Annotated in this window: 33 protein-coding genes; all 33 read right to left on the bottom strand. The window is 41.5% G+C overall.

Features of this window, described 5'->3' with window-relative positions; translation table 11 throughout:
• Positions 1 to 122: 122 nt before the first annotated feature.
• Complete coding sequence (gene ytpR / locus D8845_RS06330) at positions 123 to 749, bottom strand: YtpR family tRNA-binding protein (protein WP_125452864.1); 627 nt, start codon at positions 747 to 749, stop codon at positions 123 to 125.
• A 15-nt stretch (positions 750 to 764) separates the two neighbouring features.
• The gene (locus D8845_RS06325; RefSeq protein ID WP_000615777.1) at positions 765 to 1082 is read right to left on the bottom strand and encodes a thioredoxin family protein; all 318 of its coding nucleotides are present in this window, start codon (positions 1080 to 1082) and stop codon (positions 765 to 767) included.
• Positions 1079 to 1378, bottom strand: a complete 300-nt coding sequence (locus D8845_RS06320; RefSeq protein WP_004261162.1) for a DUF4651 domain-containing protein — start codon at positions 1376 to 1378, stop codon at positions 1079 to 1081. The genes D8845_RS06325 and D8845_RS06320 overlap by 4 nt, the downstream gene beginning before the upstream one ends.
• Before the next feature lie 90 nt (positions 1379 to 1468).
• Complete coding sequence (locus D8845_RS06315; RefSeq protein WP_185757406.1) at positions 1469 to 2545, bottom strand: N-acetylmuramoyl-L-alanine amidase family protein; 1077 nt, start codon at positions 2543 to 2545, stop codon at positions 1469 to 1471.
• Positions 2546 to 2664: 119 nt separating this feature from the next.
• Entirely contained in the window at positions 2665 to 4272 is a 1608-nt protein-coding gene (locus D8845_RS06310; RefSeq protein ID WP_125452863.1) for a CTP synthase, read from the bottom strand.
• A gap of 235 nt (positions 4273 to 4507) precedes the next feature.
• A complete protein-coding gene (gene rpoE / locus D8845_RS06305) occupies positions 4508 to 5095 on the bottom strand; it encodes a DNA-directed RNA polymerase subunit delta (RefSeq protein WP_033687659.1) in 588 nt (195 codons plus the stop codon).
• A gap of 404 nt (positions 5096 to 5499) precedes the next feature.
• The gene (locus D8845_RS06295) at positions 5500 to 6645 is read right to left on the bottom strand and encodes an FtsX-like permease family protein (protein WP_125452862.1); all 1146 of its coding nucleotides are present in this window, start codon (positions 6643 to 6645) and stop codon (positions 5500 to 5502) included.
• 3 nt (positions 6646 to 6648) lie between these two features.
• The gene (locus D8845_RS06290; protein ID WP_125452861.1) at positions 6649 to 7329 is read right to left on the bottom strand and encodes an ABC transporter ATP-binding protein; all 681 of its coding nucleotides are present in this window, start codon (positions 7327 to 7329) and stop codon (positions 6649 to 6651) included.
• On the bottom strand, positions 7326 to 7901 hold the full coding sequence (locus D8845_RS06285) for a TetR/AcrR family transcriptional regulator (protein ID WP_060627108.1): 576 nt from the start codon (positions 7899 to 7901) through the stop codon (positions 7326 to 7328). The genes D8845_RS06290 and D8845_RS06285 overlap by 4 nt, the downstream gene beginning before the upstream one ends.
• Positions 7902 to 8019: 118 nt before the next feature.
• Positions 8020 to 8163 carry a hypothetical protein gene (locus D8845_RS06280; protein WP_185757408.1) on the bottom strand — a complete coding sequence of 48 codons (144 nt, stop codon included), beginning with the start codon at positions 8161 to 8163 and terminating at the stop codon, positions 8020 to 8022.
• Between the two features lie 38 nt (positions 8164 to 8201).
• On the bottom strand, positions 8202 to 8957 hold the full coding sequence (locus D8845_RS06275) for a DUF3883 domain-containing protein (RefSeq protein ID WP_185757405.1): 756 nt from the start codon (positions 8955 to 8957) through the stop codon (positions 8202 to 8204).
• A 69-nt stretch (positions 8958 to 9026) separates the two neighbouring features.
• Positions 9027 to 11678 carry a valine--tRNA ligase gene (locus D8845_RS06270; protein ID WP_125452858.1) on the bottom strand — a complete coding sequence of 884 codons (2652 nt, stop codon included), beginning with the start codon at positions 11676 to 11678 and terminating at the stop codon, positions 9027 to 9029.
• A complete protein-coding gene (locus D8845_RS06265; RefSeq protein ID WP_125452857.1) occupies positions 11671 to 12249 on the bottom strand; it encodes an AAA family ATPase in 579 nt (192 codons plus the stop codon). The genes D8845_RS06270 and D8845_RS06265 overlap by 8 nt, the downstream gene beginning before the upstream one ends.
• Positions 12249 to 12809 carry a GNAT family N-acetyltransferase gene (locus D8845_RS06260; RefSeq protein WP_125452856.1) on the bottom strand — a complete coding sequence of 187 codons (561 nt, stop codon included), beginning with the start codon at positions 12807 to 12809 and terminating at the stop codon, positions 12249 to 12251. The genes D8845_RS06265 and D8845_RS06260 overlap by 1 nt, the downstream gene beginning before the upstream one ends.
• Complete coding sequence (locus D8845_RS06255) at positions 12796 to 13374, bottom strand: flavin reductase family protein (RefSeq protein ID WP_125452855.1); 579 nt, start codon at positions 13372 to 13374, stop codon at positions 12796 to 12798. The genes D8845_RS06260 and D8845_RS06255 overlap by 14 nt, the downstream gene beginning before the upstream one ends.
• A 282-nt stretch (positions 13375 to 13656) precedes the next feature.
• Positions 13657 to 14052 (bottom strand): helix-hairpin-helix domain-containing protein, encoded by a 396-nt coding sequence (locus D8845_RS06245; RefSeq protein WP_000038635.1) that lies wholly within the window; start codon positions 14050 to 14052, stop codon positions 13657 to 13659.
• A gap of 95 nt (positions 14053 to 14147) precedes the next feature.
• Positions 14148 to 14402 carry a DUF1912 family protein gene (locus D8845_RS06240; protein WP_000119707.1) on the bottom strand — a complete coding sequence of 85 codons (255 nt, stop codon included), beginning with the start codon at positions 14400 to 14402 and terminating at the stop codon, positions 14148 to 14150.
• A gap of 9 nt (positions 14403 to 14411) precedes the next feature.
• On the bottom strand, positions 14412 to 15746 hold the full coding sequence (locus tag D8845_RS06235) for a DUF438 domain-containing protein (RefSeq protein WP_125452854.1): 1335 nt from the start codon (positions 15744 to 15746) through the stop codon (positions 14412 to 14414).
• Positions 15746 to 15979 carry a DUF1858 domain-containing protein gene (locus tag D8845_RS06230; RefSeq protein WP_049499782.1) on the bottom strand — a complete coding sequence of 78 codons (234 nt, stop codon included), beginning with the start codon at positions 15977 to 15979 and terminating at the stop codon, positions 15746 to 15748. Before D8845_RS06230 ends, D8845_RS06235 begins: the two co-directional genes overlap by 1 nt.
• 265 nt (positions 15980 to 16244) lie before the next feature.
• Positions 16245 to 16427 carry a hypothetical protein gene (locus tag D8845_RS06225; protein ID WP_000522944.1) on the bottom strand — a complete coding sequence of 61 codons (183 nt, stop codon included), beginning with the start codon at positions 16425 to 16427 and terminating at the stop codon, positions 16245 to 16247.
• A gap of 217 nt (positions 16428 to 16644) precedes the next feature.
• Complete coding sequence (gene rbfA / locus D8845_RS06220) at positions 16645 to 16995, bottom strand: 30S ribosome-binding factor RbfA (protein ID WP_001273601.1); 351 nt, start codon at positions 16993 to 16995, stop codon at positions 16645 to 16647.
• A gap of 250 nt (positions 16996 to 17245) precedes the next feature.
• Positions 17246 to 20038, bottom strand: coding sequence for a translation initiation factor IF-2 (gene infB / locus D8845_RS06215; protein WP_125452853.1), 2793 nt, complete (start codon positions 20036 to 20038; stop codon positions 17246 to 17248).
• Between the two features lie 16 nt (positions 20039 to 20054).
• Positions 20055 to 20354: a YlxQ-related RNA-binding protein gene (locus D8845_RS06210; protein WP_125452852.1), complete on the bottom strand. Its 300-nt coding sequence runs from the start codon at positions 20352 to 20354 to the stop codon at positions 20055 to 20057.
• A complete protein-coding gene (gene rnpM, locus D8845_RS06205; protein WP_125452851.1) occupies positions 20347 to 20640 on the bottom strand; it encodes an RNase P modulator RnpM in 294 nt (97 codons plus the stop codon). Before rnpM ends, D8845_RS06210 begins: the two co-directional genes overlap by 8 nt.
• 21 nt (positions 20641 to 20661) lie before the next feature.
• Entirely contained in the window at positions 20662 to 21798 is a 1137-nt protein-coding gene (gene nusA / locus D8845_RS06200) for a transcription termination factor NusA (protein WP_125452850.1), read from the bottom strand.
• A 43-nt stretch (positions 21799 to 21841) separates the two neighbouring features.
• Entirely contained in the window at positions 21842 to 22321 is a 480-nt protein-coding gene (gene rimP, locus D8845_RS06195; RefSeq protein WP_000338698.1) for a ribosome maturation factor RimP, read from the bottom strand.
• 126 nt (positions 22322 to 22447) lie between these two features.
• A complete protein-coding gene (gene trmB / locus D8845_RS06190; RefSeq protein ID WP_084930052.1) occupies positions 22448 to 23083 on the bottom strand; it encodes a tRNA (guanosine(46)-N7)-methyltransferase TrmB in 636 nt (211 codons plus the stop codon).
• Entirely contained in the window at positions 23080 to 23874 is a 795-nt protein-coding gene (ccrZ, locus tag D8845_RS06185) for a cell cycle regulator CcrZ (RefSeq protein WP_000362999.1), read from the bottom strand. Before ccrZ ends, trmB begins: the two co-directional genes overlap by 4 nt.
• Positions 23875 to 24035: 161 nt before the next feature.
• Positions 24036 to 24647 carry a CPBP family intramembrane glutamic endopeptidase gene (locus D8845_RS06175; protein ID WP_125452849.1) on the bottom strand — a complete coding sequence of 204 codons (612 nt, stop codon included), beginning with the start codon at positions 24645 to 24647 and terminating at the stop codon, positions 24036 to 24038.
• A gap of 30 nt (positions 24648 to 24677) precedes the next feature.
• Complete coding sequence (gene blpZ, locus D8845_RS06170; protein ID WP_125452848.1) at positions 24678 to 24926, bottom strand: immunity protein BlpZ; 249 nt, start codon at positions 24924 to 24926, stop codon at positions 24678 to 24680.
• Positions 24927 to 24983: 57 nt separating this feature from the next.
• On the bottom strand, positions 24984 to 25388 hold the full coding sequence (locus tag D8845_RS06165; RefSeq protein ID WP_125452847.1) for an immunity protein: 405 nt from the start codon (positions 25386 to 25388) through the stop codon (positions 24984 to 24986).
• Between the two features lie 452 nt (positions 25389 to 25840).
• The gene (locus D8845_RS10475; RefSeq protein ID WP_125452845.1) at positions 25841 to 25960 is read right to left on the bottom strand and encodes a PncF family bacteriocin immunity protein; all 120 of its coding nucleotides are present in this window, start codon (positions 25958 to 25960) and stop codon (positions 25841 to 25843) included.
• Between the two features lie 290 nt (positions 25961 to 26250).
• Positions 26251 to 26442, bottom strand: a complete 192-nt coding sequence (locus tag D8845_RS10470; RefSeq protein WP_260467943.1) for a hypothetical protein — start codon at positions 26440 to 26442, stop codon at positions 26251 to 26253.
• Positions 26443 to 26515: the final 73 nt, after the last annotated feature.

The raw sequence follows: 26515 nt of genomic DNA, 5'->3' as shown, positions 1-26515 counted from the left end.
AAAAAACTAGCTATTACAAGCAACTACTTTCGCTTCACCAATACCTGATGTCGCTCCTGTAATCACAACATTTTTTGCCATTTTATTTCCTTCTATCTGGTCTATCAGATATTAACAACTTCTTAGGCAGTCCAGTGTTTAGCTGGATCAAATGGAGTTCCAACAACTTGGTCTTCTGATAATTCAATAATACCACGTTTTTGCGGAGCATTTGGCAGATGCAATTCACGAGGACTACACATCATGCCAAAACTCTTTTCACCACGAAGTTCGCCTGGGAAAATAAGATTACCTTTTGGCATCATAGCTCCAGGAAGAGCCACAATGGTTTTCAACCCCACACGCGCATTAGGAGCACCTGCAACGATTTGTACTGTCTTGTCACTTGCAACTGCAACTTGGCAGATGTTGAGGTGGTCACTATCTGGATGAGCTACCATCTCGACAATTTCACCAACAACAAACTTAGGCTCTTTGTCATTGATAATTTCTTCTTTAAAACCTTCCGCCTGCAATTCTTGGTTCAAACGAGAGACCTGTTCATCTGATAAAAAGACTTGACCGCGCTCTGCAATTTCAAATAAACTTGAAACTTCGAAGATATTCCAAGCTACTGTTTCTCCATTTTCTTTGAGGAAAACACGGGCTACCTTGCCTTTGCGTTCTACATCCAGTTTGGCATCTCCGCTATTTTTCACGATGACCATAAGGACATCACCGACATGTTCTTTGTTATATGTAAAAATCATTGTTTCTATTTTCTCCTATTTCAGTCCTGCTAAAAAGTCATTAATTTGTTGCTTGCTTTTACGGTCGCGATTGACAAAACGGCCGATTTCCTTGTCCTTTTCTAGAACAACAAGGCTAGGGATTCCGTATACATCCCAGAGTTTAGCCAAATCCATATACTGGTCTCGATCCACTCGAATAAAGGTGAACTCTGGATTGGTCTCCTCAATTTCTGGCAAGGCAGGATAAATATAACGGCAATCGCCACACCAATCCGCCACAAAAAGAAAGACTTTCTTGCCATCTTTTTCTACTAAAGATGCTAATTCTTCTAAACTTGCTGGTTGTATCATAAGACTTCCTCCTCATAGACTAAATCTTCATTTTCATAGACAAAGGTATAATGACGGCCATCCTCAAAAATGACGCCACCAACCAAGCTCTCTAGACTGCTTTCATAGACTTGAACATAGAGGGTCGCAATTTCCCCCATGTCTGAAAAATGGTCTCGTACAATCGCTGTCAACTCTTCCTGAGTCTTCATGAGCTTATGGTCATCTGCAACTTTTTTCGTAGCAAGGACAAGGCTCCCAATACCAAGCAGGGTCAGACCCGCCATCCACATTTTTTTAGCTTTCATACCATTCATTTTAACACAAAAAAGGCTTTAGGACAAATGAGGAAGCAGCAGAAAAGCAAGTAAAAAGCCCCTTCCTTTAAGGAAAAGGACTTCTTATACTTATTGCCAGGCACCTGAGTTGCCAACGTAGTAACCATCAGGCGTGTAGGTATTGCGAAGCATCTTACCTGATGAAGCTAGATAATACCACTTACCATTGTCTTTGACCCAATCATTCGCAATCATGGCACCAGAAGAACTTACATAATACCAGTCTCCCTTGTCATAAACCCAAGTGCTGGCTTTCATGGCTCCTGAAGTTGATAAATAGTACCACTTGCCTTGATCGTAAAGCCAATCACTCGCAATCATGGCTCCTGATGATTTAAAGGCATACCAGTTGCTACCTTGATAAAGCCAAGTTTGATTGAACATGACTCCTTTATCATTCATAAAGTACCAAGTTCCCTTGTCTTTAACCCAAGCATTCTGTACTAATTGACCTTGTTTTTGATAGTACCAGTTTTGGTTTGATTTTAGCCAGCTTTCTGCTTTTACAATCGGATAAAGCTCTTTGAAAGATCCTCCATCATCATATTTGTGACTGATAGATTTTAGTTTTTCAAGTTTCAACTCGCCATTACCATAGTCTGCCCAAGCAAAGACTTTTTGACCATTGACAGTCTCTGGTAAGGTAGCAGTGTAAGTCTTGGTGTGATACTCCCATTTAGCATCGAGGTAAGTGTATTGATCATTTGATTCTTCAATACGATAGTAACCTCTCTTTCCACTATCATTATGAATATCATCCACAACTTTCGTTGACCAGGTCTTTACTTCATTTCCGCTCTTGGCTTCTACCTTGATATCTCCTCTATAGCCATAAGGTACGTAAAAATTCAGGTAATGCCCCTCTACACCCATCATAGACTTGTCCTTTTCTTGACCTAGGAAATTGACAGTTTGATCTTGACCATCGAGACTAACCGTCCACTCGATTTTCTCGGTTTTTGGCAAATCCAAGACTTTGATATCCACTTCATGACCATTGTTAAACCGAAGAATCTTGCCATCTTGATACTGCACTCCACACTTAACAACCCATTCTTCTTTAAGCTCAAATGCCTGCCCTGAATGTGGAAAAGCCAGTAAAGCTAGACCAGCTAGAGACAAACCAAATAATGTGATTTTTTTCATTGTAGTTCCTCCTTAGTCGTTATTATGTTAATTATATCACTATATTTTTATTTTGCAAATTATATCCTAAATATGCAAGCAAAAAACCTCTGAGATTCTTCTCAAAGGTTCTGATTTTGCTAATTGCTGTTCTCAACTGCTGCAGTGACGAAGGCAGTGTAGAGTTCTTCTGGGCGGTTTGGACGACTTGACAGTTCAGGGTGATACTGACACGCTACAAAGAATTTATTTTCAGGAATTTCCACAATTTCGACCAAACGATTATCTGGAGAAACTCCTGAGAAGACAAAGCCTGCTGCCTCAAACTGCTCACGGAAAGCATTGTTAAACTCATAGCGGTGACGGTGACGGCGTTGCACCACTTCTTGATTATGATAAGCAGCTGCTGCCTTAGAGCCACGTTTCAACTTAGATGGATAAAGCCCCAAACGAAGGGTCCCCCCCATATCCTCAACGTCAATCTGATCACGCATGATATCAATGATAGGATATTTTGTTTCTGGTGCAAGCTCTGCAGAATTGGCACCTTCAAGACCTAAAACGTGACGAGCAAATTCGATACAAGTTAACTGCATGCCCAAGCAGACTCCCAACATTGGAACATCATTTTCACGCGCATAACGGATGGCTTGGATTTTCCCTTCAGTACCACGCTGGCCAAAACCACCTGGTACTATAATCCCGTCCGCATCCGACAAGAGTTCTGCTACATTCTCTGCTGTCACATCATTGGCATTGACCCAATTGATTTTAACTTCTGCGTCATTGGCATAACCAGAGTGTTTCAAGGCTTCGACCACTGAGATATAAGCATCTTGCAACTCAACATACTTACCAACAAGGGAAATCTTGACTTGTTTCTTAAGGTTCATGACCTTGTCCACCATGGCTGACCATTCTGTCATATCTGCTACTGGTACGTCTAATTTCAAATGGTCACAGACAATTTGATCCATACCTTGAGCCTGCAAGTTCAATGGAATTTGGTAAAGATGTTCAACGTCTAAAGACTCGATAACGGCTTCTGGTGCCACATCACAGAACTGGGCTAGTTTGTTTTTAATTCCTTGACCAGCTGGCTCTTCTGTACGAATAACCAACATATTTGGCTGGATTCCCAATCCACGCAATTCTTTTACAGAATGTTGAGTTGGTTTGGTTTTCATTTCACCAGCTGCCTTTAGATATGGAAGCAAGGTTGTATGGATATACATGACATTATCCGCACCCACATCTGCCTTCATCTGACGAAGAGCCTCTAGGAATGGCAAGGACTCGATATCCCCAACGGTTCCACCGACCTCTGTGATAATGACATCAGAGTCAGTCGTTAGAGCGGCACGCTTAATTTTTTCTTTCAAAGCATCTGTGATATGAGGAATAACCTGAACAGTTGCACCAAGGTATTCTCCACGACGTTCCTTACGCAGAACTTCACTGTAGATTTTACCAGTTGTCACGTTGGAATATTTGTTAAGATTGATATCGATGAAACGTTCATAGTGACCCAAGTCCAAATCTGTCTCAGCTCCGTCATCTGTCACAAAAACTTCCCCGTGCTGGTAAGGACTCATAGTTCCCGGATCGATATTGATATAAGGGTCAAATTTTTGAATGGTTACTTTGAGACCACGATTTTTCAAGAGACGGCCTAGACTCGCTGCCACAATCCCTTTTCCAATAGACGATACCACACCACCAGTTACAAAAATATATTTCGTAGACATAGATTCCTCTTTCTAAAATGCTCAAGGTCTTGTCAACTACGAGGGGACATAGAAAACAAGACCCTATTAATAAGAATAATCTGGGACGACTGCACCAGATTCACAACCACAATACAAGAAGATAACTTCTTGAAAAACAAAAATAGCTCCCTAATAACTAGGGAGCCCCGACCTCTAAAAGAGGTGCCCGAACAATATGATACCTAAAAATAGAATAATTGTCAATAGCTAACTTTTATTCCTCGTTGTTTTCAGCGTCATCGTCAGAAAACTCATCGTCTTCTTCGTTGAGATCCACGTCTTCACCCAAGTCATCTGGGGCGATTTCGTTGATTTCTGCATCATAAGCTTCCACTTCGTTTTTCTCATCATCTGGATTTTCATCATCGTATGAAAGAGCTGGATCTGCTTCGTATGCATCTTCGTCTTCTGGATCATCTGCATTGTAGTCAATAGCATCTGAATCGCCATCCATGAAGGCATTGACGCGTTTTTTCTTAGCTTTTGGTGCTACTTCATCGTCATCATTTTCTTCAAGAGCGATAATTTCTTCGTCGATTTCGTCCACACCATACCATGAACGAAGACCCCATTTGTTGTCTCCAAGTGAGATGAAGCTACCGTCAAAGTTCAACTCTGTGTAGAACAAAGGCAAGGCTTCACGGATATCGCTGTTTGATGTTCCAAGATAGTTTTGAATTTCGTTTACAAGATCGCTAAAATGCATCTCGTGATCGCGACCACGAAGTTCCAAAATAGCACGCGCTACCTCAATCATAGATAGTTCACTTTTTTCTTGCCCAGCAAATACTTCTAATTCCAAAGCGTTTCTCCTCATTTATACTACTATCGCCAGAGCGAACAGACTCTGACCTCATTTTATCATTTACTCTTTATTTTACGATAATTTTGCAGAATAGTCAAAGGTTAAGAAAAAATAAAGGTGAAATATTTCAGCTAATTGAAAGACCTGTGTAACATGACCACAGGTATATTGATTTATTTATAACTCAAGGCTGCAACTCCAATACCAACCACAAACTGCAAGAGGATTCCTACAGAGATAAAGGATTATTTGTTGCGTCAAAACAAGTAAAAAGATCATTTCAGGTTCTGCCAGTAACTTCGTTTTCTTTCCTTTATTTCATTTTCCCTAGAATAGTGAAAAATCCTTCTCTTGTTAATGAGTTTCATAAGAAAAGGGCTGGAGAATCCAACCTTCTCTATTTATTCAGCTAAGAGTACTTCTTTGATGGTTTGCTTTTGGAGTTTTCTGTTGGATAGATAAAAGAGGCTTTCATAAACCACAGCAAAACCGATCAAAGTCCAGAAGCAAACATTCCCATCAAAGTGATGCTCAATCTTTTCAGGAATCGTATCTTTGATCACACCAATCAAGATTTCCATGATAGCGTACTGATAAGCCGTCCCAAGAACAAATCCTAGATAGGCCCAGAAACGATAGGGAGATAGGATATGGCCTTGGCATTCACGATCTGTGTAGCCAAAAGCCTTCATAAGAGCCAGGGTTTCGCGACTTTCTGAGACGACAATCCCCAATGACAAAAAGAGAATAGAGAAAGAAAGGATCAAGCCAATCATAATCATCATGGTTTGGATGATGTCATCTGCGTAGTCCCTTAGACCAAAGGACAATTGAACCATGGCTGCAAAACACATAGAGCCAAAGACTACAAAAAACAGGATAGATTTTCTCCCCCAAATTAGTGACGAAGACAGCTCTTTTAGGAAGTCTTTCTCTTTCTTAGGAGCCCTCTTTCTCCTTTTGACCTTGCTTGGTGTTGGGGACTTTTTCAATAAGCGAAGAGCCGGCGTTTGTAGTTGTCTTCTAGCATAACCAACTGCGATAAGCATAAAAAATGCCGTTGGAAGGACCACAAAAGCAAGCAAGAGCTGCCAATGAAAATGAATGGTGATTTCTGGCAGGATCCCCTTTTCATTCCGGAAGTCATAAAAATGCCCCATCATAAGAAAAGAAGCGAAATAGCCAAGAAGCGCTCCGGCACCAAAACTGAGCCCAAATGCCCAAAATCGTTTAGCCAATTGGCCATTGCTATAGCCCAAAGCCTTTAAAATTCCTAATTGTTCCTTGTGATCATCGACAAATTGTTTGATATAAAAACACATGAGAAGGACCGACGTCAAGGACAAGACGACTCCACTGACCATGGCAACCATCCAAGAAAGCGAAATCTGAACATCATAGTAAGTCTGAATCATGGGATTGGTTTTAGAAATCTCCAACTGCTCGATATCCAAGTAAAAATTCAAGAAGAGATTGGCCACAAAGACCGCACAAGCCCCAATTATACTGACGACAACTAATTTTCGAATATCTTTTACTGAAAACATGGCTTACCATCCAATCTCATAAGCAGTCTGAGGCTGATTATTGGTCACAACTTCGGTAATCTTGCCACTATTGACACGAATGATGGTTCTTGCCATATCCGCAATATTTTGGTTGTGCGTCACCATGATGAGGGTCAAACCAAGCTTTTCCTTTAACTCCCAGATATAGTCGAGAATCTTGCGACCCGTTTCTTCATCCAGGGCTCCCGTCGGCTCATCTAAGAAAAGAATCTCTGGTTTTTTGACCAAGGCCCGAGCAATGGAGACTCTCTGCTGTTCCCCACCTGACAATTCACTCGGATACTTGTCCAGCTTATCGCCAAGTCCCAAATCCTCGAAAATCTGCAAAAAATCATGATTGTTTGCCAGGTCTGCCCCCATCTTTACATTCTGTCTGACTGTTAGATTAGGCAATAAATAATACTGCTGAAAAATAAAGGCAATCTTCTCACGTCTAAAGGCTGTCAATTGAGTATCTGTGAGTTGAGCCAAATCCTGTCCTTGAATAAGGATATGTCCCTCGTCTACCTTTTCTAAACCTGACAGAACGTTTAAGAGAGTTGACTTGCCTGATCCAGAAGGACCGAGGATAACCACATCATCCTGATCTTGAATCTGCAAATCAATCCCTTTTAAAACCTTGGTTTGGCCGTAACTTTTGTGCACATTTTCTAGTTGAATCATTTCTTTCCTACCATTTCTTTGATGAGAGATTGACAAACCTCTGTCAGTAATCCAATCACTTCTTCCATGCTGAATTGATAAATGCCAGAAGCAACCATTGAAGCCATCCCGTGTGAGTAGATAAATAGATGCTGGTACAAGCGACCAGCCTCCTCTACAGTCAAAGGATAGTCTGCGATGATCGAATCCAGAACCAATTGGTAACTATGATCCTTCATGGGAAGAAAATCTTGAAAGCGACGAATCGGATCTTTGCTGGGATTTTGGAAAAGCAATTGAAAGAGTTGGGGGTCTTTTGAGGCGAAAAGGATATAAGCAACCCCGACGGATCGAAAAGGCTTCTCATCTTCTAAGGCCTTACGAATATACTCCACCACGACCATTTCCGCAGCACCAATAACCTCTGCTTGTAACTCGGCCATATTGGCAAATTGCCCAAAAATGACTCTTGGTGTGGCTCCCAGTTGCTCCGCTAATGCTCGAGCCGTCAAACTAGCCATGCCCTCTTCTCTCACCAATTGTAAAGCTGTCCCAATGATAGCCTCTTTACTAAATTTAACCTTTGGCGGCATAAGACTCCTTTCACGTAACATTCGTTGCGCAACACTTGTTGCATAAAAGAATACCATAAAAAAGAAAGACTTGTCAAGAAAAAACTGTAAAACACAAAACAAAAAGACCGCGAACTTTTTATTTCTTTGCTACCCAGCCAATGGTATCGCTAGGTGGATTTTCGGTATCAATCCAGATGACTTCAATACCGATTTCCTCATTTTTAAACTTAGTCAAGCCAATACCGTTGATTTCCAGTTCATTGAGTCGTTGACCTGTCAAGACTTCTCGTTTTTTCAACTAGAAAAGTTAAGGGGGAACTAACACAAATCTTCTAAGCTTCTATATTCTATGACTTCATTTTTTATGATGCTCTTTTGGAATTCAAAATGATTCAAAGGATTATCAATTAACACTAGCTTGGGAATATCATCTAGGTTAGTAACTAAGGATAAAATAAAATCTGATTTAAACTCTTTGGCTTTTTCATATTCTCTGGCAGTCAATCGAATGCGACCCTTAGATTTTCTAATTCCTTTAACTTCAGCAAGATAAGAATGTTCTTGAACATCTACTTGGAAATCATATCCATCACCATAAAGACGGGCATCGGTCAATAGTCCACCTTGAAATTTTTCTTCTTTATCAAAGTTGAGTATAAAATAATTTTCTGCTTCCATTCCAGTTTCTTGTAGACGTTTGAATTTAGTTCTAATTATTGGTTTTTCAATGGTAGTAATGCCTGTTCGCTTTCCTTCACTAGCAAGTAACATTTTAACGATTTCAGCATAACTACGAACATTTTCATTTCCAAACATCATATCAATTAAATCTTTACGAAAACGGTAAACTTCAGCTTTCTGCCACCAACCTTTTCGATTATTGTCAAAATAAGGATCAAATAAATCCATTCTATTTTTTACAACTCCAGTTGTTTCAGCAATTCCCAGAGAAACCACATAGCGATAAAACTCCGACTTGCTAGAACATTGAAATTCTCTTATAAAAAGCTTGTCAAACTTGGCAAGACCGTAGCCAATTAAATTTAACAATTCATAATGAGGGTGTTTGGACATCACTTTCTCCATCAATAGATATTGATTTCATTATACCAAAAAACACGGCTCATCACCGTGTTTCTGTGTTTATTTAACGAGTTTCTTCATCTCATCAATACGTGCTACGGTCGCATCGTATTTGGCTTGGTAATCGGCTTGTTTGTCGCGTTCTTTTTGGACGACTTCTGGTTTGGCATTGGCTACGAAGCGTTCGTTAGAGAGTTTCTTACCAACCATGTCCAGTTCTTTTTGCCATTTAGCCAGTTCTTTATCGAGACGAGCCAGTTCTTCTTCGACATTGAGGAGGTCAGCGAGTGGCAAGTAGATTTCTGCTCCTGTGATGACACTTGACATAGCGAGTTCAGGTGCAGGGATATTTGATGCAATTTCCAAGTGTTCTGGATTTGTGAAGCGTTTGATGTAATTGACATTGCTGTTAAAGAAGGCTTCCAAGTCGCTATCGCTTGTCTTAACAAGAATGGTGATAGGCTTGCTTGGAGCAACGTTTACTTCCGCACGCGCATTACGAACGGCACGAATCAAGTCTTTGAGGCTTTCCACACCTGTGTGAGCAGCAAGGTCTTCAAAGGCTGGGTTGACAGTTGGGTATTCTGCTGTAACAATAGAGCCTTCTGAGATTTGTCCAAAGATTTCCTCTGTCACGAATGGCATGATTGGGTGAAGGAGACGAAGGATCTTATCCAAAGTGTAAAGGAGAACAGAACGTGTGATAACTTTCTCTTCTTCGTTGTCGCTGTAAAGGACTTCCTTGGTCAACTCAACGTACCAGTCCGCAAACTCATCCCAGATGAAGTTGTAGAGGATGTGTCCAGCAACACCAAATTCAAACTTGTCAAAGTTTTCAGTGACTTTGCCGATCGTTTCATTGAGGTTGTGGAGAATCCAGCGGTCGGTGACATTTCCAGCTTCCTTGTTGACAACTTTTTCCACATTGGCAGTTGCTTGCTCAAGGGTCAAGCCTTCATTGTTCATGAGGATGTAGCGAGAGATGTTCCAGATTTTGTTAATGAAGTTCCATGAAGCATCCATTTTCTCGTAAGAGAAGCGCACGTCTTGACCTGGTGCAGAACCGTTTGAAAGGAACCAACGAAGGCTATCTGTTCCGTACTTATCAATAACATCCATTGGATCAATCCCGTTACCGAGAGATTTCGACATCTTGCGTCCTTGCTCATCACGAATGAGACCATGAATCAAGGCATTTTTAAATGGCGACTTGCCAGTAAATTCCAAACCTTGGAAAATCATTCGAGATACCCAGAACGGGATAATATCATAACCAGTCACCAAAGTTGATGTTGGATAATAACGTTTGAAGTCTTCTGAGTCGACATCCGGCCAGCCCATGGTAGAGAATGGCCAAAGAGCCGAACTGAACCACGTATCCAAGACATCTTCGTCCTGAGTCCAACCGTCACCTTCTGGAGCTTCTTCGCCGACATATATTTCACCCTCAGCATTGTACCAAGCAGGGATTTGGTGACCCCACCAGAGCTGACGAGAGATGACCCAGTCGTGAACATTTTCCATCCATTGGAGGAAGGTATCGTTGAAACGAGGTGGGTAGAATTCGACCTTGTCCTCTGTGTCTTGGTTGGCAATAGCATTTTTAGCCAATTGGTCCATCTTAACAAACCATTGTGTAGACAAGCGTGGTTCAACCACAACACCTGTACGCTCTGAGTGACCAACGCTGTGGACACGTTTTTCGATTTTGACAAGGGAACCGATTTCTTCCAGCTTAGCAACGACTGCCTTACGAGCTTCAAAACGGTCCATGCCTGCAAATTCAAAGGCCAAGTCATTCATAGTTCCGTCATCGTTCATGACGTTGACTTGTGGCAAGTTGTGACGTTGACCAACCAAGAAGTCGTTTGGATCGTGAGCAGGTGTGATTTTCACGACACCTGTACCAAACTCGGGATCGGCATGCTCGTCCCCAACGATTGGGATCAATTTATTAGCGATTGGAAGAATGACATTTTTACCAATCAAGTCCTTGTAGCGTGGATCTTCTGGATTGACCGCAACAGCTACGTCTCCAAACATGGTCTCTGGACGAGTTGTCGCAACTTCAAGGGCGCGTGAACCGTCTTCCAGCATGTAGTTCATGTGGTAGAAGGCACCTTCGACATCCTTGTGGATAACTTCGATATCAGAAAGGGCTGTGCGAGCTGCTGGGTCCCAGTTGATAATAAATTCACCACGGTAGATCCAGCCTTTCTTGTAAAGGTCCACAAAGACCTTGCGAACGGCTTTTGACAAACCTTCGTCAAGGGTGAAACGCTCGCGAGAGTAGTCTACAGAGAGCCCCATCTTGCCCCATTGTTCCTTGATGGTAGTGGCATACTCGTCTTTCCATTCCCAGACCTTGTCGAGGAATTTTTCACGACCTAGGTCATAACGCGTAATACCCTCACCACGTAAGCGCTCCTCAACCTTAGCCTGAGTGGCAATACCAGCGTGGTCCATACCAGGAAGCCAAAGCGTATCAAAACCTTGCATCCGTTTTTGACGGATGATGATATCTTGCAAAGTCGTATCCCAAGCGTGACCAAGGTGAAGTTTCCCAGTTACGTTTGGTGGCGGAATGACGATTGAATAAGGCTTAGCCTTTTGGTCTCCTGAAGGCTTGAAAACATCAGCGTCAAGCCATTTTTGGTAACGACCAGCCTCAACCTCGGCTGGATTGTATTTAGGTGAAAGTTCTTTAGACATGTGTTTGTCCTTTCTCTATTGTATTCATTTTATCTTGAATTTGCTTAGCAGCTTCTTCTGCAGACAAACTCGTATTATTTATTTTAAAGTAGTGGTGCAACTCATTCGGTTGATGTTGGGAATTTAATTGAAGGGTTTCAGCTGTCTCTAAAATTTCTCTTTCAGATATCTCAATATGCCGTTTCAAGGGCTTGTGCTTCAACCGGTTCTCCGTTTGATTTCGACGTAAACGCTCCTCAAGACTTGTTTCCAACTCAACAAACAGAATCTCTTGATGAAAGTTATCCAATAAATCCTGAATTTGCTTTAAATACAGCAGCTGGTACTGATTTGAAAAATCAATTACGTCAGTTAAAATTACTGATCGCTGATTTCTTGCACTTGCTCCAAGGAAAGAAAAGGTAATTCCACGAACAAATTCCCACATCTCCTCTGTATAATCCTGATAGATTTCTAGTGCAAAATCGATGGCTTGATGGTTATAAAAGAGGGTAGAATCCGTCAGTCGAGATAGTTCTTGACCAATCGTCATTTTTCCTGAGGCTGGAGCACCAATGATGAAAAGATGCATCAAATTACCTCCCACTCACTTCTCAGCAAGCCATATATCAGACTGTCACAGCGGTTTCCTTGAACATCTTTACGGTCTCGGATTCGAGCTTCGAGGGTAAATCCAAGTTTTTCTGCGACTCGTTGACTTTGGACATTATAACCAAAACAAGTCAGTTCAATCTTGTGAAGACCTAAATCTTTAAAGGCTAAGTCAATCAAGGCAAACGCTGCTTCTGGTACATAGCCTCGACCCCAATAGTCTGGATGCAAGGTATAGCCAAGCTCTAGCACATCATCCGCATGGCGATGGTTGAAATCAACAGAACCAATGACTTTATCGGTTCCTTTGACGACAATCCCATAGCCAGATGGGAGATTTTCCTTTTGATTGCGCTCAGGAAGGATATGCTCTAGATAGTAAACCTCATCTTCAAAGGTTTTGACTGGAGGAAAGCCTGCTGGATAGGCAACCTCTGGGAGACTAGCATAGTCAAAGATATCCTCAGCATCTGCCACTGTACGAACTCGTAGGACGAGTCGTTCGGTTTCTAATCGTTCTGGTAATTCAGCTCTTGCCATCCTTCTTCCTCGCTTTTTTGATGAAGCTCCCCTTAATATCTACACGCTTGTCCAGATAACGATAGACGCGCTGATATCCATCTCCCATGAAATAGGTTGGGGCAAACAGTTCATTTCTAAAATGTCCCTTTTCATCCAAAAGTTCTGGATCAACAAGTCGCTCAACAATCTTAGCGAAAATATGACAAATTCCCTCTTCCTCAACAATCCTATCTACCTGACAATCCAAAACGACTGGACAATCCTCTAAAATCGGTGCCTGAGTTCGTTCAGAAATTTCATAATGCACTCCCAAACGTTCCAATTTCTCCTGATGACTGATAAAACCAGCCTGCTCCATCTCGAGCATGAGATTTTCATCAGGGATATTCACGGTGAACTGCTGATAATGCTTAATCTGCTCTGCGGCATTCTCTTTCGCAACGACTCCAATCACAATCCAATCTCCTAGACTATAAGAGGAACTACAGGTCGTGATGTTATAGCCAAAATTCTGATCTTGATATCCTAAAATAAAAACAGGAAAGCCATAGTATAGTTTATTAGTTTTAAATGATTGTTTCATAACAACCTCCTTTTACTAAGACGCAAAAGAAAATCCCTGCCATCTACATGACAGGGACGAATGTGTTTATCCGCGGTACCACCCAATTTCGGGCAAGGCCCGCAACTCTCGTCTTTAAAACAAAAAGACACTTTTATTTCAATTTTGCATCCATTAGCAACTAGTTTTGACACATTTGTGGACTTCTCAGCGCCGCCACTTTCTGTAAAATGCGGGATTCAAAACACCTCTAACGGCTCTATTGTAGCAAGATTTTTTCGGAAATGCAAGGAACAAGAAAAATTACTTGAACTTGATGCCATTTTCTTTCAATTTCTTAATAGTAGCTGGGCCGATTCCTTTCAAGGCAAGGAGTTCTTTTTCAGTCCAGTTTTTGAAATCTGAAGCAGACTTGATGCCTTCATCATAGAAAGTTTTAGCACGGTCAAGTGGAAGTCCACCCAAGTTTGCTGCAAAATCTTCTACAGAATTGGCTACTTTTTGAGCTTGCTCTTTGGTAGCTTCGACTGCTTGTTCAACCTTTTTAGAAACAGCCTTACCAGCTTGGCTTGCTGACTGCTCAGCACGTTTCACGACTTTTTTTGTCTCTTCTACAACCTTAGTCACAGTACTTGAAAAGGCACCTGCACGACGGAGGCTATTTCGTAATTGTTTTTTACGATTGAGTTTCTTTGACATGATAAAATCCTTTCAATAAAAAACCCCTGCTCTGACAAGGATTTAATATAAATATTCTATCAAGATTTTAGTAAAAAATCAAGAACCTATCTCGTTTAATAATTTCGCTCACCAAACAAGCCTTCTGGCAAATCATGGAATCCCTTGCCTGCTTTGAAGTTTTCAAACTTACCAAGCAAGAACTGATAAGCATCCAAGCGACTTTCATAGCGAATCATGGCATCTTTGGCACGCTCGTCTTGATCTTCTTCGTAGACTTTTTGGCTTTCCTTGTGCGCCATGTCGTTAATCATAATCTGGGTATTGACCCAGGCTTCAAATTCCTTCATAAATTCTTGTTCGTAACTCATTTTTTCTCCTTATTCTAATCCACGGAAATAGTCCGTGTCAATCTCACGGTAGGGCTGGATATCCTGAACATACTCCAACACACCTTGGAATTCTCCCTCCTCATCATGGACTGCGGCATAGGTGATGTGGACAAACTTACCTCGCGACTCAGACTTGAACCACATTTCATACTTGTCTTTGCTTCCCTCACGAAGCCCCTTCATGATGGTTTTGACCTTGTCCAAGTACTTAGGCGGATGACAAAGTTCAACATTGCGCCCGACTTGGGATGGCGTCCGTTTGAAAATCATCTCATCAGCTGGCGCATTGTCATTGTAATATTGGAAAATATCGTCTTTATTGACAAAGGTAATCTCCATAGGGAGGTGATTGAGAATGAGATTAGCCTGCTCGACTGAAAGATAGCCATTGCCAAAAGCCTGTTGACTATGGCGGTCCAACACTGCTTCCTTTTCCTTAGGGGTAAAGGTAATGGTAAACTGTCCTTCTGGTGTATCGATAACTTGTTGAACTTGACCCTCTGCCGTATCTAGCTGTACAGGCTCCCCTGCACTCTTTTCCTCAACAAAACTCTGGCGTTCTGGAACCCATTTCTCAGACGGACGGATGATGGCATAACCATAGGCATCGCTCTCCTCCGCAATCTGAAGCCAGTCATCCTGAGTAAAGGACTCAAGGAGAATCATGAGAAGGATGGACTCTTCCTTGAAAATCATACTTTCAAACTCTGTCGCAAAGGCTTCAAAAGCTTCTTTCACAGTAGAAATCGGCACTTCAGGTAGTGACTTAGCTGTCATTAGAGCTGTTTGAAAGAGTTCCCTGATCTGATCATCAACTCCCCACATAACTTTTGGAGGTGAATCGTGTCCATAGCGCTCCATGATAGGAAAGAAGAGTTCTTCTTTACGTTGGTAATGGATGTCAAATTGACCTACAAGTCCCATCTGACGCACCAAGCCCTTGCGCATCTCCGCCAGCATTTCCTCGTCTTCCATAGATTCATAAGTATCTAACAATCTCCGAATGCGAATCAAGGCCGCACGGAGGGCCAGATTTTCTTCTTTGAAAACGCGAACTGGGTGACCTGGATACTCGGTATCCTCTACTTCGACACCTTTAATAGCATTTTTAAAAAGATTGGCATGGACATCACAGAGTTCCATGACATCTTCAAAGGTGACACCTGAGTCTGAGTTCATCAGCTCGTGCTCCATGAGGGAAATCTCTATGGCTGAGACACCTGCAAAAGTCGCATCAAAACGCTCCTGAACCGACTCAGGAGAGGCACCATTGTGCAATTCTAACAAAATATCCCGCAGGACATGAATCCGTTCATTTGCCATTAGTCTAATCCAATCACATCGTAGCCGTTTGCTTCCAGCGTGCGGACAATCTTGTCCATAGGAGTTCCTTCCAGCTTAGAACCCTGTTTGAGTGATACTTTACGACCAACTGTATTACGCATTAAGGGATTAGCAAGGGGTTTAAAACCAAGCTCCACTAGGATTTCCAAGACTTCTGGATGCTTGTCAACCACTTCTGCAACGGGAATTGACACATCGATGATATTATCCATGACGACCTCCATTGAATGTTCTAAAATGATTTTACTGCTTTTATTATACCACAAGGAAAGAGATTAAAAAACTAGCAGTGGAGTTCCTGCTAGTTATCTGCGACTTGAATTACTATCTAAATAAGTTTAAAGAGCCAATCCAATATCTTAAACACTATCTTGTAAAACAGCAATTGAACTGCAAAAGAGATAATCATCCAAAAGAATTTCAAAATCCCAATAATCGGTTTAATAAAAAGAATGGCAAGAATTGCCCAGAAAAATTTCATTTTTTATCCTCTGGCTTGATGAGCCACCGAGCCGTATCCATTAACTTGTCTGCAATAAAGAGTTTCCCAAAACCGACAACGGCATGGTCATCTTTCTTTATCGTTTTCATTACTTTTACACCTTGCATGGTCAAAAAGTAATTCCCGTAAGTTTTAGCTAGAGTTTTTATGAGTCCCATATTATCTTCCCTCTTTTAACTACACTTTCAAAATATTAACGATACCAGCCTTGCTGGCTATTGCTGAAAAATCGTTTTCTCTCACTCTTTTCATTTCCTATAATATCACACTATCTAATTTTTATAAAGTTTTTTAACAATTTTTAAGTCTAGAAAGATTCCCCCAGCAGGTTTTTTTGCCTTTTTCCCCACCAAAAAAGAGGGGTGCCCCTCCTTCTTAGTTCTTATCCAGATTGCGTAGCATCTCGTCAATTTTGTTTCCATATTCAATGGATTCGTCTTTGACGAAGGTCAAATCTGGGATTTTGTACAATTTCAAATTGCGACCTAGTTCACGTTTGATGGTACCAGTTGCTTTTTCAAGCCCGATTTGAGCTTTTTGGTTATCCGAAGCAAGGTTACTCAAAATGGTGTAGTAAACCTTAGCAACAGACAAGTCACCCAGCATCTGAACATCTGTGATGGTCACACCTTGGACACGCGGATCACGGACTTTCTTTTGCAAAATCTCATTGACTTCACGCTTGATTTCCATGCCCACACGGTCCGTACGGAAATGATTTGCCATGATATTCCTTTCTCTACTTTGAACCAAAAGCTAGGCCAGCAGACCTAGCTATTTTTAAACTTCTTGATTTTTAATTCAAATTGAAACGAAGTTCAATTTGAAATCATCTGCTTCTTTCGCCGTGGTGAAAGTGATGGAACTGATCTATCAGTCCCATCACAGGGGATTTTTGAGACCCTAGGCTCAAAAATAAGCAATGAAACCATCGGTTTGCTTGCGTCCCTCACCACCTAAGAAAGGAGCAAAAATCTTATCTTTTAATTTCTTCCATGACATAAGCCTCAATCACATCATCCATCTTGATATCATTATAGCCGTCAATCATCAATCCACCTTCACGGCCGTTTGTAACTTCTTTGACGTCGTCTTTGTAGTGTTTCAAGCTTGCGAGTTCACCGTCATAGATAACGACACCATCACGGATAACACGGACTTTAGAGTCACGGGTAACCTTACCGTTGATAACCATGAATCCACCGATAGTTCCCACTTTAGACACCTTGAAGGTTTCACGGATAACTGCTTCACCGATAACTTTTTCTTCAAATTCTGGATCAAGCATCCCTTTCATGGCTTCTTCCATCTCTTCGATAACCTTGTAGATAATGCTGTGGAGACGGATTTCCACATCGTCAGCTTCAGCTTGTTGACGAGCTTGTGGTGTAGGGCGTACATTGAAACCAACGATAAAGGCATTTGAAGCTTCAGCAAGGGTCACGTCTGATTCATTGATAGCACCGACCGCTGAGTGGACGATGGTCACTTTGACACCTTCCACGTCGATCTTTTGAAGTGAGGCAGAAAGGGCTTCAACAGAACCTTGTACATCGGCCTTGATAATAACGTTAACTGATTTGAGTTCACCAGCTTTAAGCGTATCAAAGAGGTTTTCAAGGCTGACACGTTGGGTAGCTTGACGTTGTTTCATGAGGGCACGTTTGGCACGCTCTTCACCTGCTGCACGCGCAGATTTTTCATCTTCGTAAACAGCAAAGTGGTCACCCGCCATTGGAGCTTCGTTCAAACCTGTGATTGACACTGGTGTTGATGGCCCTGCAACCTTAACACGACGACCAAGGTCGTTGGTCATAGCACGGACACGACCGAAGGTATTTCCGACAACGATTGGGTCTTGAACATTCAAGGTACCTTGTTGAACAAGAAGGGTTGCGACCGCACCTTTTCCTTTATCCAAGCGCGCTTCGATAACTGTACCAATAGCACGCACTGTTGGGTCTGCCTTAAGTTCTTGGATTTCAGCCACAAGAAGGACTGTTTCCAACAATTCTTCGATATTTTGGTTGAATTTAGCTGAGATTTCAACAAATTCAGAATCTCCCCCCCAAGCAGTTGACATAACTCCATGCTCTGCCAATTCACCGATAACGCGTTCTGGGTTAGCACCTGGTTTATCAATCTTGTTAATGGCTACGATGATTGGAACGTTGGCCGCTTTTGAGTGGTTAATGGCTTCGATAGTCTGAGGCATAACCCCGTCATCTGCCGCTACGACCAAGATAGTAATATCGGTAACAGAAGCACCACGCGCACGCATAGATGTAAAGGCCGCGTGTCCTGGTGTATCAAGGAAGGTAATCTTCTTGCCATTTTCCACGATTTGGTAGGCACCGATATGCTGAGTGATACCACCTGCTTCACCTGTCGCAACACGAGAGTTACGAAGGGTATCTAGAAGGGTTGTCTTACCGTGGTCAACGTGTCCCATGATAGTTACAACTGGTGGACGCTCAACCAATTCATCTTCATTGAGATAACCATCTTCGACAAAGAAACGTTCGATATCAGCATTATCCACTTCAACCTTTTGTTTGGCTTCGATACCATAATCCACCATGAGGAGTTCAATTGTTTCCCCATCCAAAGATTGGTTTTGTGTGGCCATGACACCCATCATGAAAAGTTTCTTAACGATTTCAGCTGGTTCACGTTTGATACGTTTTGCGATTTCCGCAACGGTCATACCATCTGTATATTCAAATTCTGTTGGCAATTCATGGAATTTACGCTCCGTAACAGGTTTTGGAGTCTGATTGCGGTTGTTCTTGTTATTGCCTTTTTTGTTCTTTTTGTTGTTATTCCAGTTACTATTCTTTTGATTTCTCACTTGATTTTGACTACTTCGATTCTTTTGTTGTTTTCTAGGACCATCTTCTTCGTGATCATAATCATCACGTTCTTTGTCTGGTCGAGCTTGTTTTTTACGACGTGTATCCACTGGCGCTTCTTTAGCTACAGGAGCTGGTTCAACCACTGCTTGAACTTGTTGCGCTTGTTCAGCTAACTTAGCCACTTCTTCAAAGATTTCCTCTGGCTCCTTGCGTTTGTTAGCTTGGGCCAAGGCTTCTTTGGCAGCCTGAGTCTGCTTGAAACGTTCCTCACTTGAACGGGCGTACTCTGCATTTTGCTCTGCTTTTAGGGCTGCTGCACGGGCTTTAAAGTCAACACGTGGAGCCGCTTGATTTGGACGTTTGTCCTCTTGTTGACGGCGCTCATTACCACGATTTTGCTGACCTTGCTGTTTCTTAGCTTGGTCGTTAAAACGGCGATTGTCGCGGTTTCCTTTACCTTGTTTTCCACCATTACGGCCGTCGTTTTTCTGACGGTTTCCGTTTTGTTGCTGGTCACGGTTATTGCCCTTGTTTTGCTTGCGTCGTTCTGCCTGCTCTTTGGCACGGGCTTCACGCTCAGCCTTAAAATTACGGCTTTGCGGTTTAGCCGCTACTTTTCCTGCCTTCGGAGCAACTGGCTCAGCAGGTTTTGCCTCTTCCTTAGTTACAGCTGGTTTAGCTGACTCAGATTTTTCGGCTTTCTGTTCTGCACTTGCTTTTGGTGTTGCAGGTTTTGCCTCTGCTTTCGGAGCAGCTGCAGGCTTAAAGCTGGCAGCGATTTTTACAGCGACAGCTTCTTCCACACTTGATGAGTGGCTTTTCACATCCAAGCCCAACTCTTTTGCACGCGCTACAACTTCTTTACTTTCTTTTCCAAGTTCTTTTGCGATTTCGTACAATCTTTTCTTAGACAAATCATGTCCTCCTCTTCTATTCCATAAGAGACCTCATTTTCTTTGTAAATCCAGCATCTGTTACAGCCAAAACCTTTCTCGATTTCCCGACTGCTATGCTTAATTCCAGTGTTGAAAACACGGTTACAATTTCTACTTGATAATAATGACTTTTATCTTGAATCTTCTTGGTCAGATTGGGGCCAGCATCATGGGCTAGAAAGACCAACTTGGCCTTGCCGTCTTGAATGGCCTTGACCACCAATTCTTCACCCGATATGATACGCCCTGCTCTCTGAGCAAGTCCCAAGAGATTGCTTATATTTTGTTTATTCAAGTCCTAACTCTCTTCTTTTCACTTTGTGATCCACATAAGCGACCAACTCATCATAAAAGCTTTCTTCCACTTCCATGTCAAAGCTACGGTTAAAGACCTTCTTCTTTTTAGCCTCTAGGGCTTCTGCATTATCTAGCTTGATATAAGCGCCGCGGCCATTGGCCTTTCCTGTCGGATCTATAAAGACTTGTCCTTCCTTATTTTTGACAATGCGGAGCAAATCACGCTTATCAATCACTTCATTGGACACAACAGACTTGCGCAAAGGGATTTTTCTCGTTTTCATCTTTCCCTCCTCTAGCAGCTTTTATTCTTCTACAGTATCGTTTTCTGCTTCAAAATCTACCGAACCAGCTTCTTCCATGGCTTCAAATTCGCTAGCAGACTTGATATCGATACGGTAACCAGTCAAGTGAGCTGCCAAGCGCACGTTTTGCCCACGACGACCGATAGCAAGAGAAAGCTTGTTATCAGGAACAACCACCAAGGCACGTTTGCTGTCGTTTTCGTCAAAGATAACTTGGTCAACCTCTGCAGGAGCGATGGCATTGTAGATAAATTCAGCTGGATCTGCTACCCACTCGATAACGTCGATGTTTTCTTCGATTGGGACCATACGGTCGCTCTTGGCATCGTAACGAGCTGGGTGGAACTTGCTAGTAATCTTCTTGATATTCGCTCCACCGCGTCCAACGATTGTACCGATAGCGTCCACGTTTGGATTATGGCTACGAACTGCAACCTTAGTACGGTCACCAGCTTCACGAGCTACGCTCATGATTTCAACAGTTCCATCATAAACTTCTGGAATTTCTTGTTCCATCAAACGTTTGATCATTTCTGGATGGCTACGACTAACAAAGACGTTGACACCACGAGGGTTGTCTTCAACCTTGTAGACATAAACTTCAATACGATCATGAGAAGCAAAAACTTCACCAGGAATTTGGTCTTGTTTTGACAATTGGGCTTCAATGCTGCCAAGGTTGACATAGATAAAGCGGTTGTCAAAGCGTTCTACAGTACCAGACATGATTTCTTGTTCATGCTCTTTGTAAGTATTGTAAGTGATGGCACGTGTTTGCTTGCGCATTTTTTCCATGATGGTTTGTTTGGCAGATTGGGCTGCTACACGACCAAACTCAGCAGGTGCTTCTTCAAACTTGATTTTGTCACCAAGTTCATAGGCTGAATTAATGGCAAGAGCATCTTTCAAGCTGATTTCCAAACGGCTATCAAATACTTCATCAACCACTTCACGGACAGTATAAACGGTAAAGTCACCTGTTTTTTCGTTGAAATCAATAGCTACGCTGTCTGATTGACCATAGCGTCTGCGATAAGCGGAACGAAGCGACTCTACTACTGCGTCGATGATATCTTCTTTTTTGATTCCCTTGTCTTCTTCCAAAATGCGGAAGGCCTCTAGCATTTCTTTACTCATGTTTTCTTCACTTTTGAATCCTCAAAAGCTATCCTTTCTTTTTCTATAATTTTACTGCTAAACGTGCTTTTGATACTAAACTGTATGGAATTTGGACAGTTTTCTTACGTGTCTTGTCCATATATTCCATGGTCAACTCGTCCTCTTCAAAGGCCAACAGAGTTCCTTCAAAGACTTTTTGCTTATCGATGGCTTGGTAGAGCCCGACATGGATGTATTTCCCAACCGCTCCAGCGACGGCATCCTTGGTTTTCAAAGGACGTTCCAAACCTGGACTGGTGATTTCTAGGAAATATTGTTCTGGGAAGGGATCTGGCTTGATGGTGTCTAGGACAGGACTGATAATTTCTGTCAAGTCTGCCGTGTCGTTCAAGGTAATTCCTTCAGGTTTATCTACAAAAATACTGAGAATCATGTCACTGCCAATCTTTCCATACTCGATATCCACGAGTTCAAAAGGTTCTTGAATAACAGGTTCTACAACTTCTCTGACTAATTCTACGATTGTTGCGATTGCGTCCACCTCCTCATAAGCAAGAGGCGAAGATATTTCCCCGCCTCTCTTTCTCATATTCTTACTACTAGTATAGCACGTTTGCCAACTTATGTAAAGCAAAAGCACTTATACAGCCTGATTTTAGGCTATTTCTTAAAATTCTGCCTCAACTCGGTAGATAACTTGTCCCTTGTTGGAGAATTTTTGCTCGTATTCTGTCATGACATTGCCTTCAAAATCACTGGCATGTAAATCCAGCCAGACACCATTGAGCTTCATGCCATACTGAGAAAAGCTCACTAAACTGTACTCAAACAAGCCACGGTTATCCGTCTTGAAATGAATTTCTCCATTTTCAGGCAAGATACGCTTGAAGGTATCCAAGAAGGTCTTGTAGGTCAAACGACGCTTTTCATGGCGTTTTTTAGGCCATGGATCTGAAAAGTTCAGATACAAGCGATCAATCTCACCGTCTTCAAAGTAGTCAGTCAAGTCAGAACCATCTACCCACAAGAGCTTGATGTTCGGTACTCCAACTTCAAGAACCTTGTCCAAAGCGTAGCTCAAAACAGACTTTTGAATATCAATCCCGATATAGTTGATGTCAGAGTTTTGCTTGGCCATACCTGAAACAAAGGCTCCCTTTCCACTTCCAACTTCCACATGAATGGGATTATCATTGCCAAACAAGTCCCGCCATTTTCCCTTGGCTTCCAAGGGATTGAGGACCACATACTGGGGATTTGCCTCTAGTAATTCTGTCGCCCCTTTACGATTTCTAACTCTCATCTTCTCTTTCCATACTTGTCTCGGAAGTGACGCAAGCCATGAATCTCCCGATTGACATTTTCTAAATCTTGGTTCATATAATACTTGGAAATCTGGCTCAAATAAGACAGTTGACCATACCAATACAATTTATTTAATACCGTTTGATTATACTTGTAACCGTAGTAAGTCAACCATTCCTTCCACTGATGTTCTGGAATATAATGGCAGAGCATATGGGCCACATCAAACATGCGATCGGTCAATCGAACCGAATCCCAATCTACCAAATAAATCAAGCCACTGTCTGTCTCAATCCAATTACTATGTCGTACATCTCCATGGACAATGGTCGCATGGTCCTCTCTAAATCCTGGAATAGTCTGACGTAAATCAGCCATCACTTCACTGATAAAATGATTTTTACGCAAAGCATCTGGAGCCGTTTCCTGCCAAGACTGCAGTAAATCTACAGGTGTTTCCATGGCATAGCCCAAACGACTCAACTGTGTCATCAAAGGACGTGAGCGATGAAGACGGGTTAAAATATTGACGATTTGTTTACGATTCATATCATAGGGGGTCAATATCTTGCCTGTCAACCATTCTTGAGCACACATATCACGCCCATCTGCCAAACGGCGACTCCATAATAATTGTGGAGCAATTTGTTCTCTAGCTAGACCAGGTAGGATTGGAGAGGTGTTCATTTTTACAAAGATGCGCTTCCCATCAGGATAGCTACCCATATAAGCCTTGCCACTTTTCCCAGGTATGGGAGTCAGTGTTAGCTCATTATCACCCAAATCCATTTCTTTCCTCCGTATAAAGTTTCCTTACTATTCTACTAGTTTTTGGCCTATTCGTCAACCGCTCCACGCCCGATTCTCAAAGAAAAGCCTCTGGATTGGCTTGGGTATCATTATAGAAAGAAAAAGGCAAGCACCGTCTTCTGCTTACCTTTTCATGATTTTTATAAATAATATAAGAGTGGCCAAGCATTGTAAAACATGTGAACTAGAGTAGAAACCCATAAGTTTTGGCTCTTTTTATAAGCAAAGCCCAGCAACAAGCCCCCAAGTAGATAAAAAATAAACGAAGGGACATTAGAAGGTCCATGCATGAAAGAAAAGAGAGAGGAAGTTAGCACAAGCCCTAACCAAGAGTTGTCAAAAACCGCACCTTGAAGAAGTCCTCTGAAAATGAGTTCCTCCTGGATGGGGCCAAAAACTGAGGAAGTCAAAATCAAAGACAGGGAAATTCCTCTGCTGACTTCCGCCAAGTGTTGAACCCCTGAACCAGAAGAAACAGCGAAGAAATGAATATAAACCAGCGTCTCAAGTACACTTAGGAGAAAAATTGCAATGAAAAGCAAAAGTTCTTTCTTGCTTAACATCCCAAAAGAAATCATTTCAAACTTTCTAGCATAAGTAACACTCATCGAGGTTACAAGAAGACTTACAATAATCAATTCAAATTCATTTTGAAAAAAATCCCCATGGTTAATCGTATAAGGAACTGTGATTACAATTATTAGTACTAAAAATCCCAAAAATAAGGCATGGCACTTATTGAAAATGGCCATAAAACTATCCTCCTCAACAAACAAACTTCCCTACAAGTCATCCTTTAACTCTAGTCTTTCCAAAACAAACCATTTGAGTAACCAAAATCCGACCACATAACCAGCCCCTAAGAAGATAGCCATTAAAGCTAGCATGGGATTCAGGAAATTAAAGACCACCGCAGACACAAAGGTTAGCACAAAAACATTAAATGCAATAGTGTCAGAAGCCAAGACTAGAATATAGGGTGTCAACCGGTCTAAGGTTTTGGAATCTAGGAAAAATAAGTGTTCATACATGACGACCTCCTCTTGCCAGACTATAGACTAGTCGCAGATTAAGAAGAAAGTTCTTCCCTACTTTTTATAATACTTCAATCCCCAAATGAGTAGAAGCATGATGATCAAGCAGAGAATAGCGCCAATATAGGCTATTAATTGTTGATAGAATTCTCCTGCTGTGATACCTCTATACAAACAGATAATAGACATAAAACCTGTCAAGCCGATATACATAAGTTGATTGGTTCTAGGACTAACCAAATCATCATCTTCAAACTCTCTTATCCTCATCTCCCTAGTGAGGTAAACAGTAACCAAAATAGAAGCCAAGTTAATAACCACTAAAAGAAATTGGAAAACCAAGGAAAAATTTAAAAACTGACGAGATAGAAATAGATAAGTAGAGACAAGTAAGGGCAACTGCCCTAGGAACAATCTCGTAAGAAAGATGTTCCGTTTTTTAGCAAGAAAAGCTTTCATTTCTTTGCTCCTTTCTTTTTAGTTAAAGCAAAATAGATCACAACCGCAATCATATAGGCTATGATATAAAATAGATGATACCAAATACTCTCCCTAAGCGGATAAAGAAGGATAGACATGATCAGATATAGAACGAAAATAATCAGTATTTTTTTCTTCATAAAATTTCCTCCTAAATGTATGCTTTATCTTAGTTTAGCTACAACCTTTACACTGCTAGTATAGCACTCATTTTATCCTTGGAGCACTCAAATCATAAATGGTCATCAAAACATCTTGAATTGTAAAAAATTAAAAAAGCAAGCATGAAAAACATACTTGCCATTTACACCATATTGATACCAACTTAATTTGTAGATTTTTTATCCTGCTATCACATATCATTTTAACAGGCGAAACAATATTAAAGAAACTCCCCTGTAGATTAAACTAGCGATAAAAAATCTCTTTATCTAATTAGATCTATCTTTATTCTTCTTTGGAGATTTTAAAAATTTTTCCCTAATTAAAGAAGTAATAAAAGAAACAAACATACCAACAACAAAAGCAATAAGAAAACTTTTGAAATCCATAATTACCTCCAAGTACAGCTCCTCTACATACAAGCTCAAGCCTTTAAGCAACTATAATAGCCAATTGTAACATTGTTTTTGCATTCACGAGGAATACCTCTTTTTACTTTCGTCCTATTACAACCTTAATAAGGTTAGTATACTACTATTTTTTAAAATTTTCCATCCAAATCACGAATGGTCATCAAAACATCTTGAATTGTAAAAAATTAAAAAAGCAAGCATGAAAAACATACTTGCCCTAGGGGAATTTAACAACGTAAAGACCTAAAATCGAAAACGATTCACCCTCACTTCCGTCTGTTCTCATATATTCTCATAATCGCAACCAGGATACAGGCTGTCCCACCTGCCAAAACCAGGAGGGTAATGATAATGTTGAGGATTTCAGGCGTCCTCTCTATTCTGTTGACAAGACGGACTAAAGACAATACTGTCAATAAGAGTAAAGCTACTGACCCTGTCCGAATTAAAGAAGCCATTCGGTTCTCAACCGCATATAAGAATGATGGTAACATAACACAGGCTATAGCAATCACAAACAGATTACTCCCC

Origin of the sequence: Streptococcus mitis (assembly GCF_003942865.1) — a bacterium.
Lineage (GTDB): Bacteria > Bacillota > Bacilli > Lactobacillales > Streptococcaceae > Streptococcus > Streptococcus mitis_BI.
Note: the sequence above shows the minus strand (reverse complement) of the source record. Positions and strands in the feature narration are given on the sequence as shown.

Bases quoted from the DNA above. Each gene is read 5' to 3' on its own strand.
- ytpR (WP_125452864.1), bottom strand. From the start codon at position 749: ATGATTTTTACATATAACAAAGAACATGTCGGTGATGTCCTTATGGTC.
- D8845_RS06325 (WP_000615777.1), bottom strand. From the start codon at position 1,082: ATGATACAACCAGCAAGTTTAGAAGAATTAGCATCTTTAGTAGAAAAA.
- D8845_RS06320 (WP_004261162.1), bottom strand. From the start codon at position 1,378: ATGAATGGTATGAAAGCTAAAAAAATGTGGATGGCGGGTCTGACCCTG.
- D8845_RS06315 (WP_185757406.1), bottom strand. From the start codon at position 2,545: ATGAAAAAAATCACATTATTTGGTTTGTCTCTAGCTGGTCTAGCTTTA.
- D8845_RS06310 (WP_125452863.1), bottom strand. From the start codon at position 4,272: ATGTCTACGAAATATATTTTTGTAACTGGTGGTGTGGTATCGTCTATT.
- D8845_RS06295 (WP_125452862.1), bottom strand. From the start codon at position 6,645: ATGTTTTCAGTAAAAGATATTCGAAAATTAGTTGTCGTCAGTATAATT.
- D8845_RS06290 (WP_125452861.1), bottom strand. From the start codon at position 7,329: ATGATTCAACTAGAAAATGTGCACAAAAGTTACGGCCAAACCAAGGTT.
- D8845_RS06285 (WP_060627108.1), bottom strand. From the start codon at position 7,901: ATGCCGCCAAAGGTTAAATTTAGTAAAGAGGCTATCATTGGGACAGCT.
- D8845_RS06275 (WP_185757405.1), bottom strand. From the start codon at position 8,957: ATGTCCAAACACCCTCATTATGAATTGTTAAATTTAATTGGCTACGGT.
- D8845_RS06270 (WP_125452858.1), bottom strand. From the start codon at position 11,678: ATGTCTAAAGAACTTTCACCTAAATACAATCCAGCCGAGGTTGAGGCT.
- D8845_RS06265 (WP_125452857.1), bottom strand. From the start codon at position 12,249: ATGCATCTTTTCATCATTGGTGCTCCAGCCTCAGGAAAAATGACGATT.
- D8845_RS06260 (WP_125452856.1), bottom strand. From the start codon at position 12,809: ATGGCAAGAGCTGAATTACCAGAACGATTAGAAACCGAACGACTCGTC.
- D8845_RS06255 (WP_125452855.1), bottom strand. From the start codon at position 13,374: ATGAAACAATCATTTAAAACTAATAAACTATACTATGGCTTTCCTGTT.
- D8845_RS06245 (WP_000038635.1), bottom strand. From the start codon at position 14,052: ATGTCAAAGAAACTCAATCGTAAAAAACAATTACGAAATAGCCTCCGT.
- D8845_RS06240 (WP_000119707.1), bottom strand. From the start codon at position 14,402: ATGAGTTACGAACAAGAATTTATGAAGGAATTTGAAGCCTGGGTCAAT.
- D8845_RS06235 (WP_125452854.1), bottom strand. From the start codon at position 15,746: ATGGCAAATGAACGGATTCATGTCCTGCGGGATATTTTGTTAGAATTG.
- D8845_RS06230 (WP_049499782.1), bottom strand. From the start codon at position 15,979: ATGGATAATATCATCGATGTGTCAATTCCCGTTGCAGAAGTGGTTGAC.
- D8845_RS06225 (WP_000522944.1), bottom strand. From the start codon at position 16,427: ATGGGACTCATAAAAACTCTAGCTAAAACTTACGGGAATTACTTTTTG.
- rbfA (WP_001273601.1), bottom strand. From the start codon at position 16,995: ATGGCAAATCATTTCCGTACGGACCGTGTGGGCATGGAAATCAAGCGT.
- rnpM (WP_125452851.1), bottom strand. From the start codon at position 20,640: ATGAAAACGAGAAAAATCCCTTTGCGCAAGTCTGTTGTGTCCAATGAA.
- nusA (WP_125452850.1), bottom strand. From the start codon at position 21,798: ATGAGTAAAGAAATGCTAGAGGCCTTCCGCATTTTGGAAGAAGACAAG.
- trmB (WP_084930052.1), bottom strand. From the start codon at position 23,083: ATGAGAGTTAGAAATCGTAAAGGGGCGACAGAATTACTAGAGGCAAAT.
- ccrZ (WP_000362999.1), bottom strand. From the start codon at position 23,874: ATGGATTTGGGTGATAATGAGCTAACACTGACTCCCATACCTGGGAAA.
- D8845_RS06175 (WP_125452849.1), bottom strand. From the start codon at position 24,647: ATGGCCATTTTCAATAAGTGCCATGCCTTATTTTTGGGATTTTTAGTA.
- blpZ (WP_125452848.1), bottom strand. From the start codon at position 24,926: ATGTATGAACACTTATTTTTCCTAGATTCCAAAACCTTAGACCGGTTG.
- D8845_RS06165 (WP_125452847.1), bottom strand. From the start codon at position 25,388: ATGAAAGCTTTTCTTGCTAAAAAACGGAACATCTTTCTTACGAGATTG.
- D8845_RS10475 (WP_125452845.1), bottom strand. From the start codon at position 25,960: ATGGATTTCAAAAGTTTTCTTATTGCTTTTGTTGTTGGTATGTTTGTT.
- D8845_RS10470 (WP_260467943.1), bottom strand. From the start codon at position 26,442: ATGGCTTCTTTAATTCGGACAGGGTCAGTAGCTTTACTCTTATTGACA.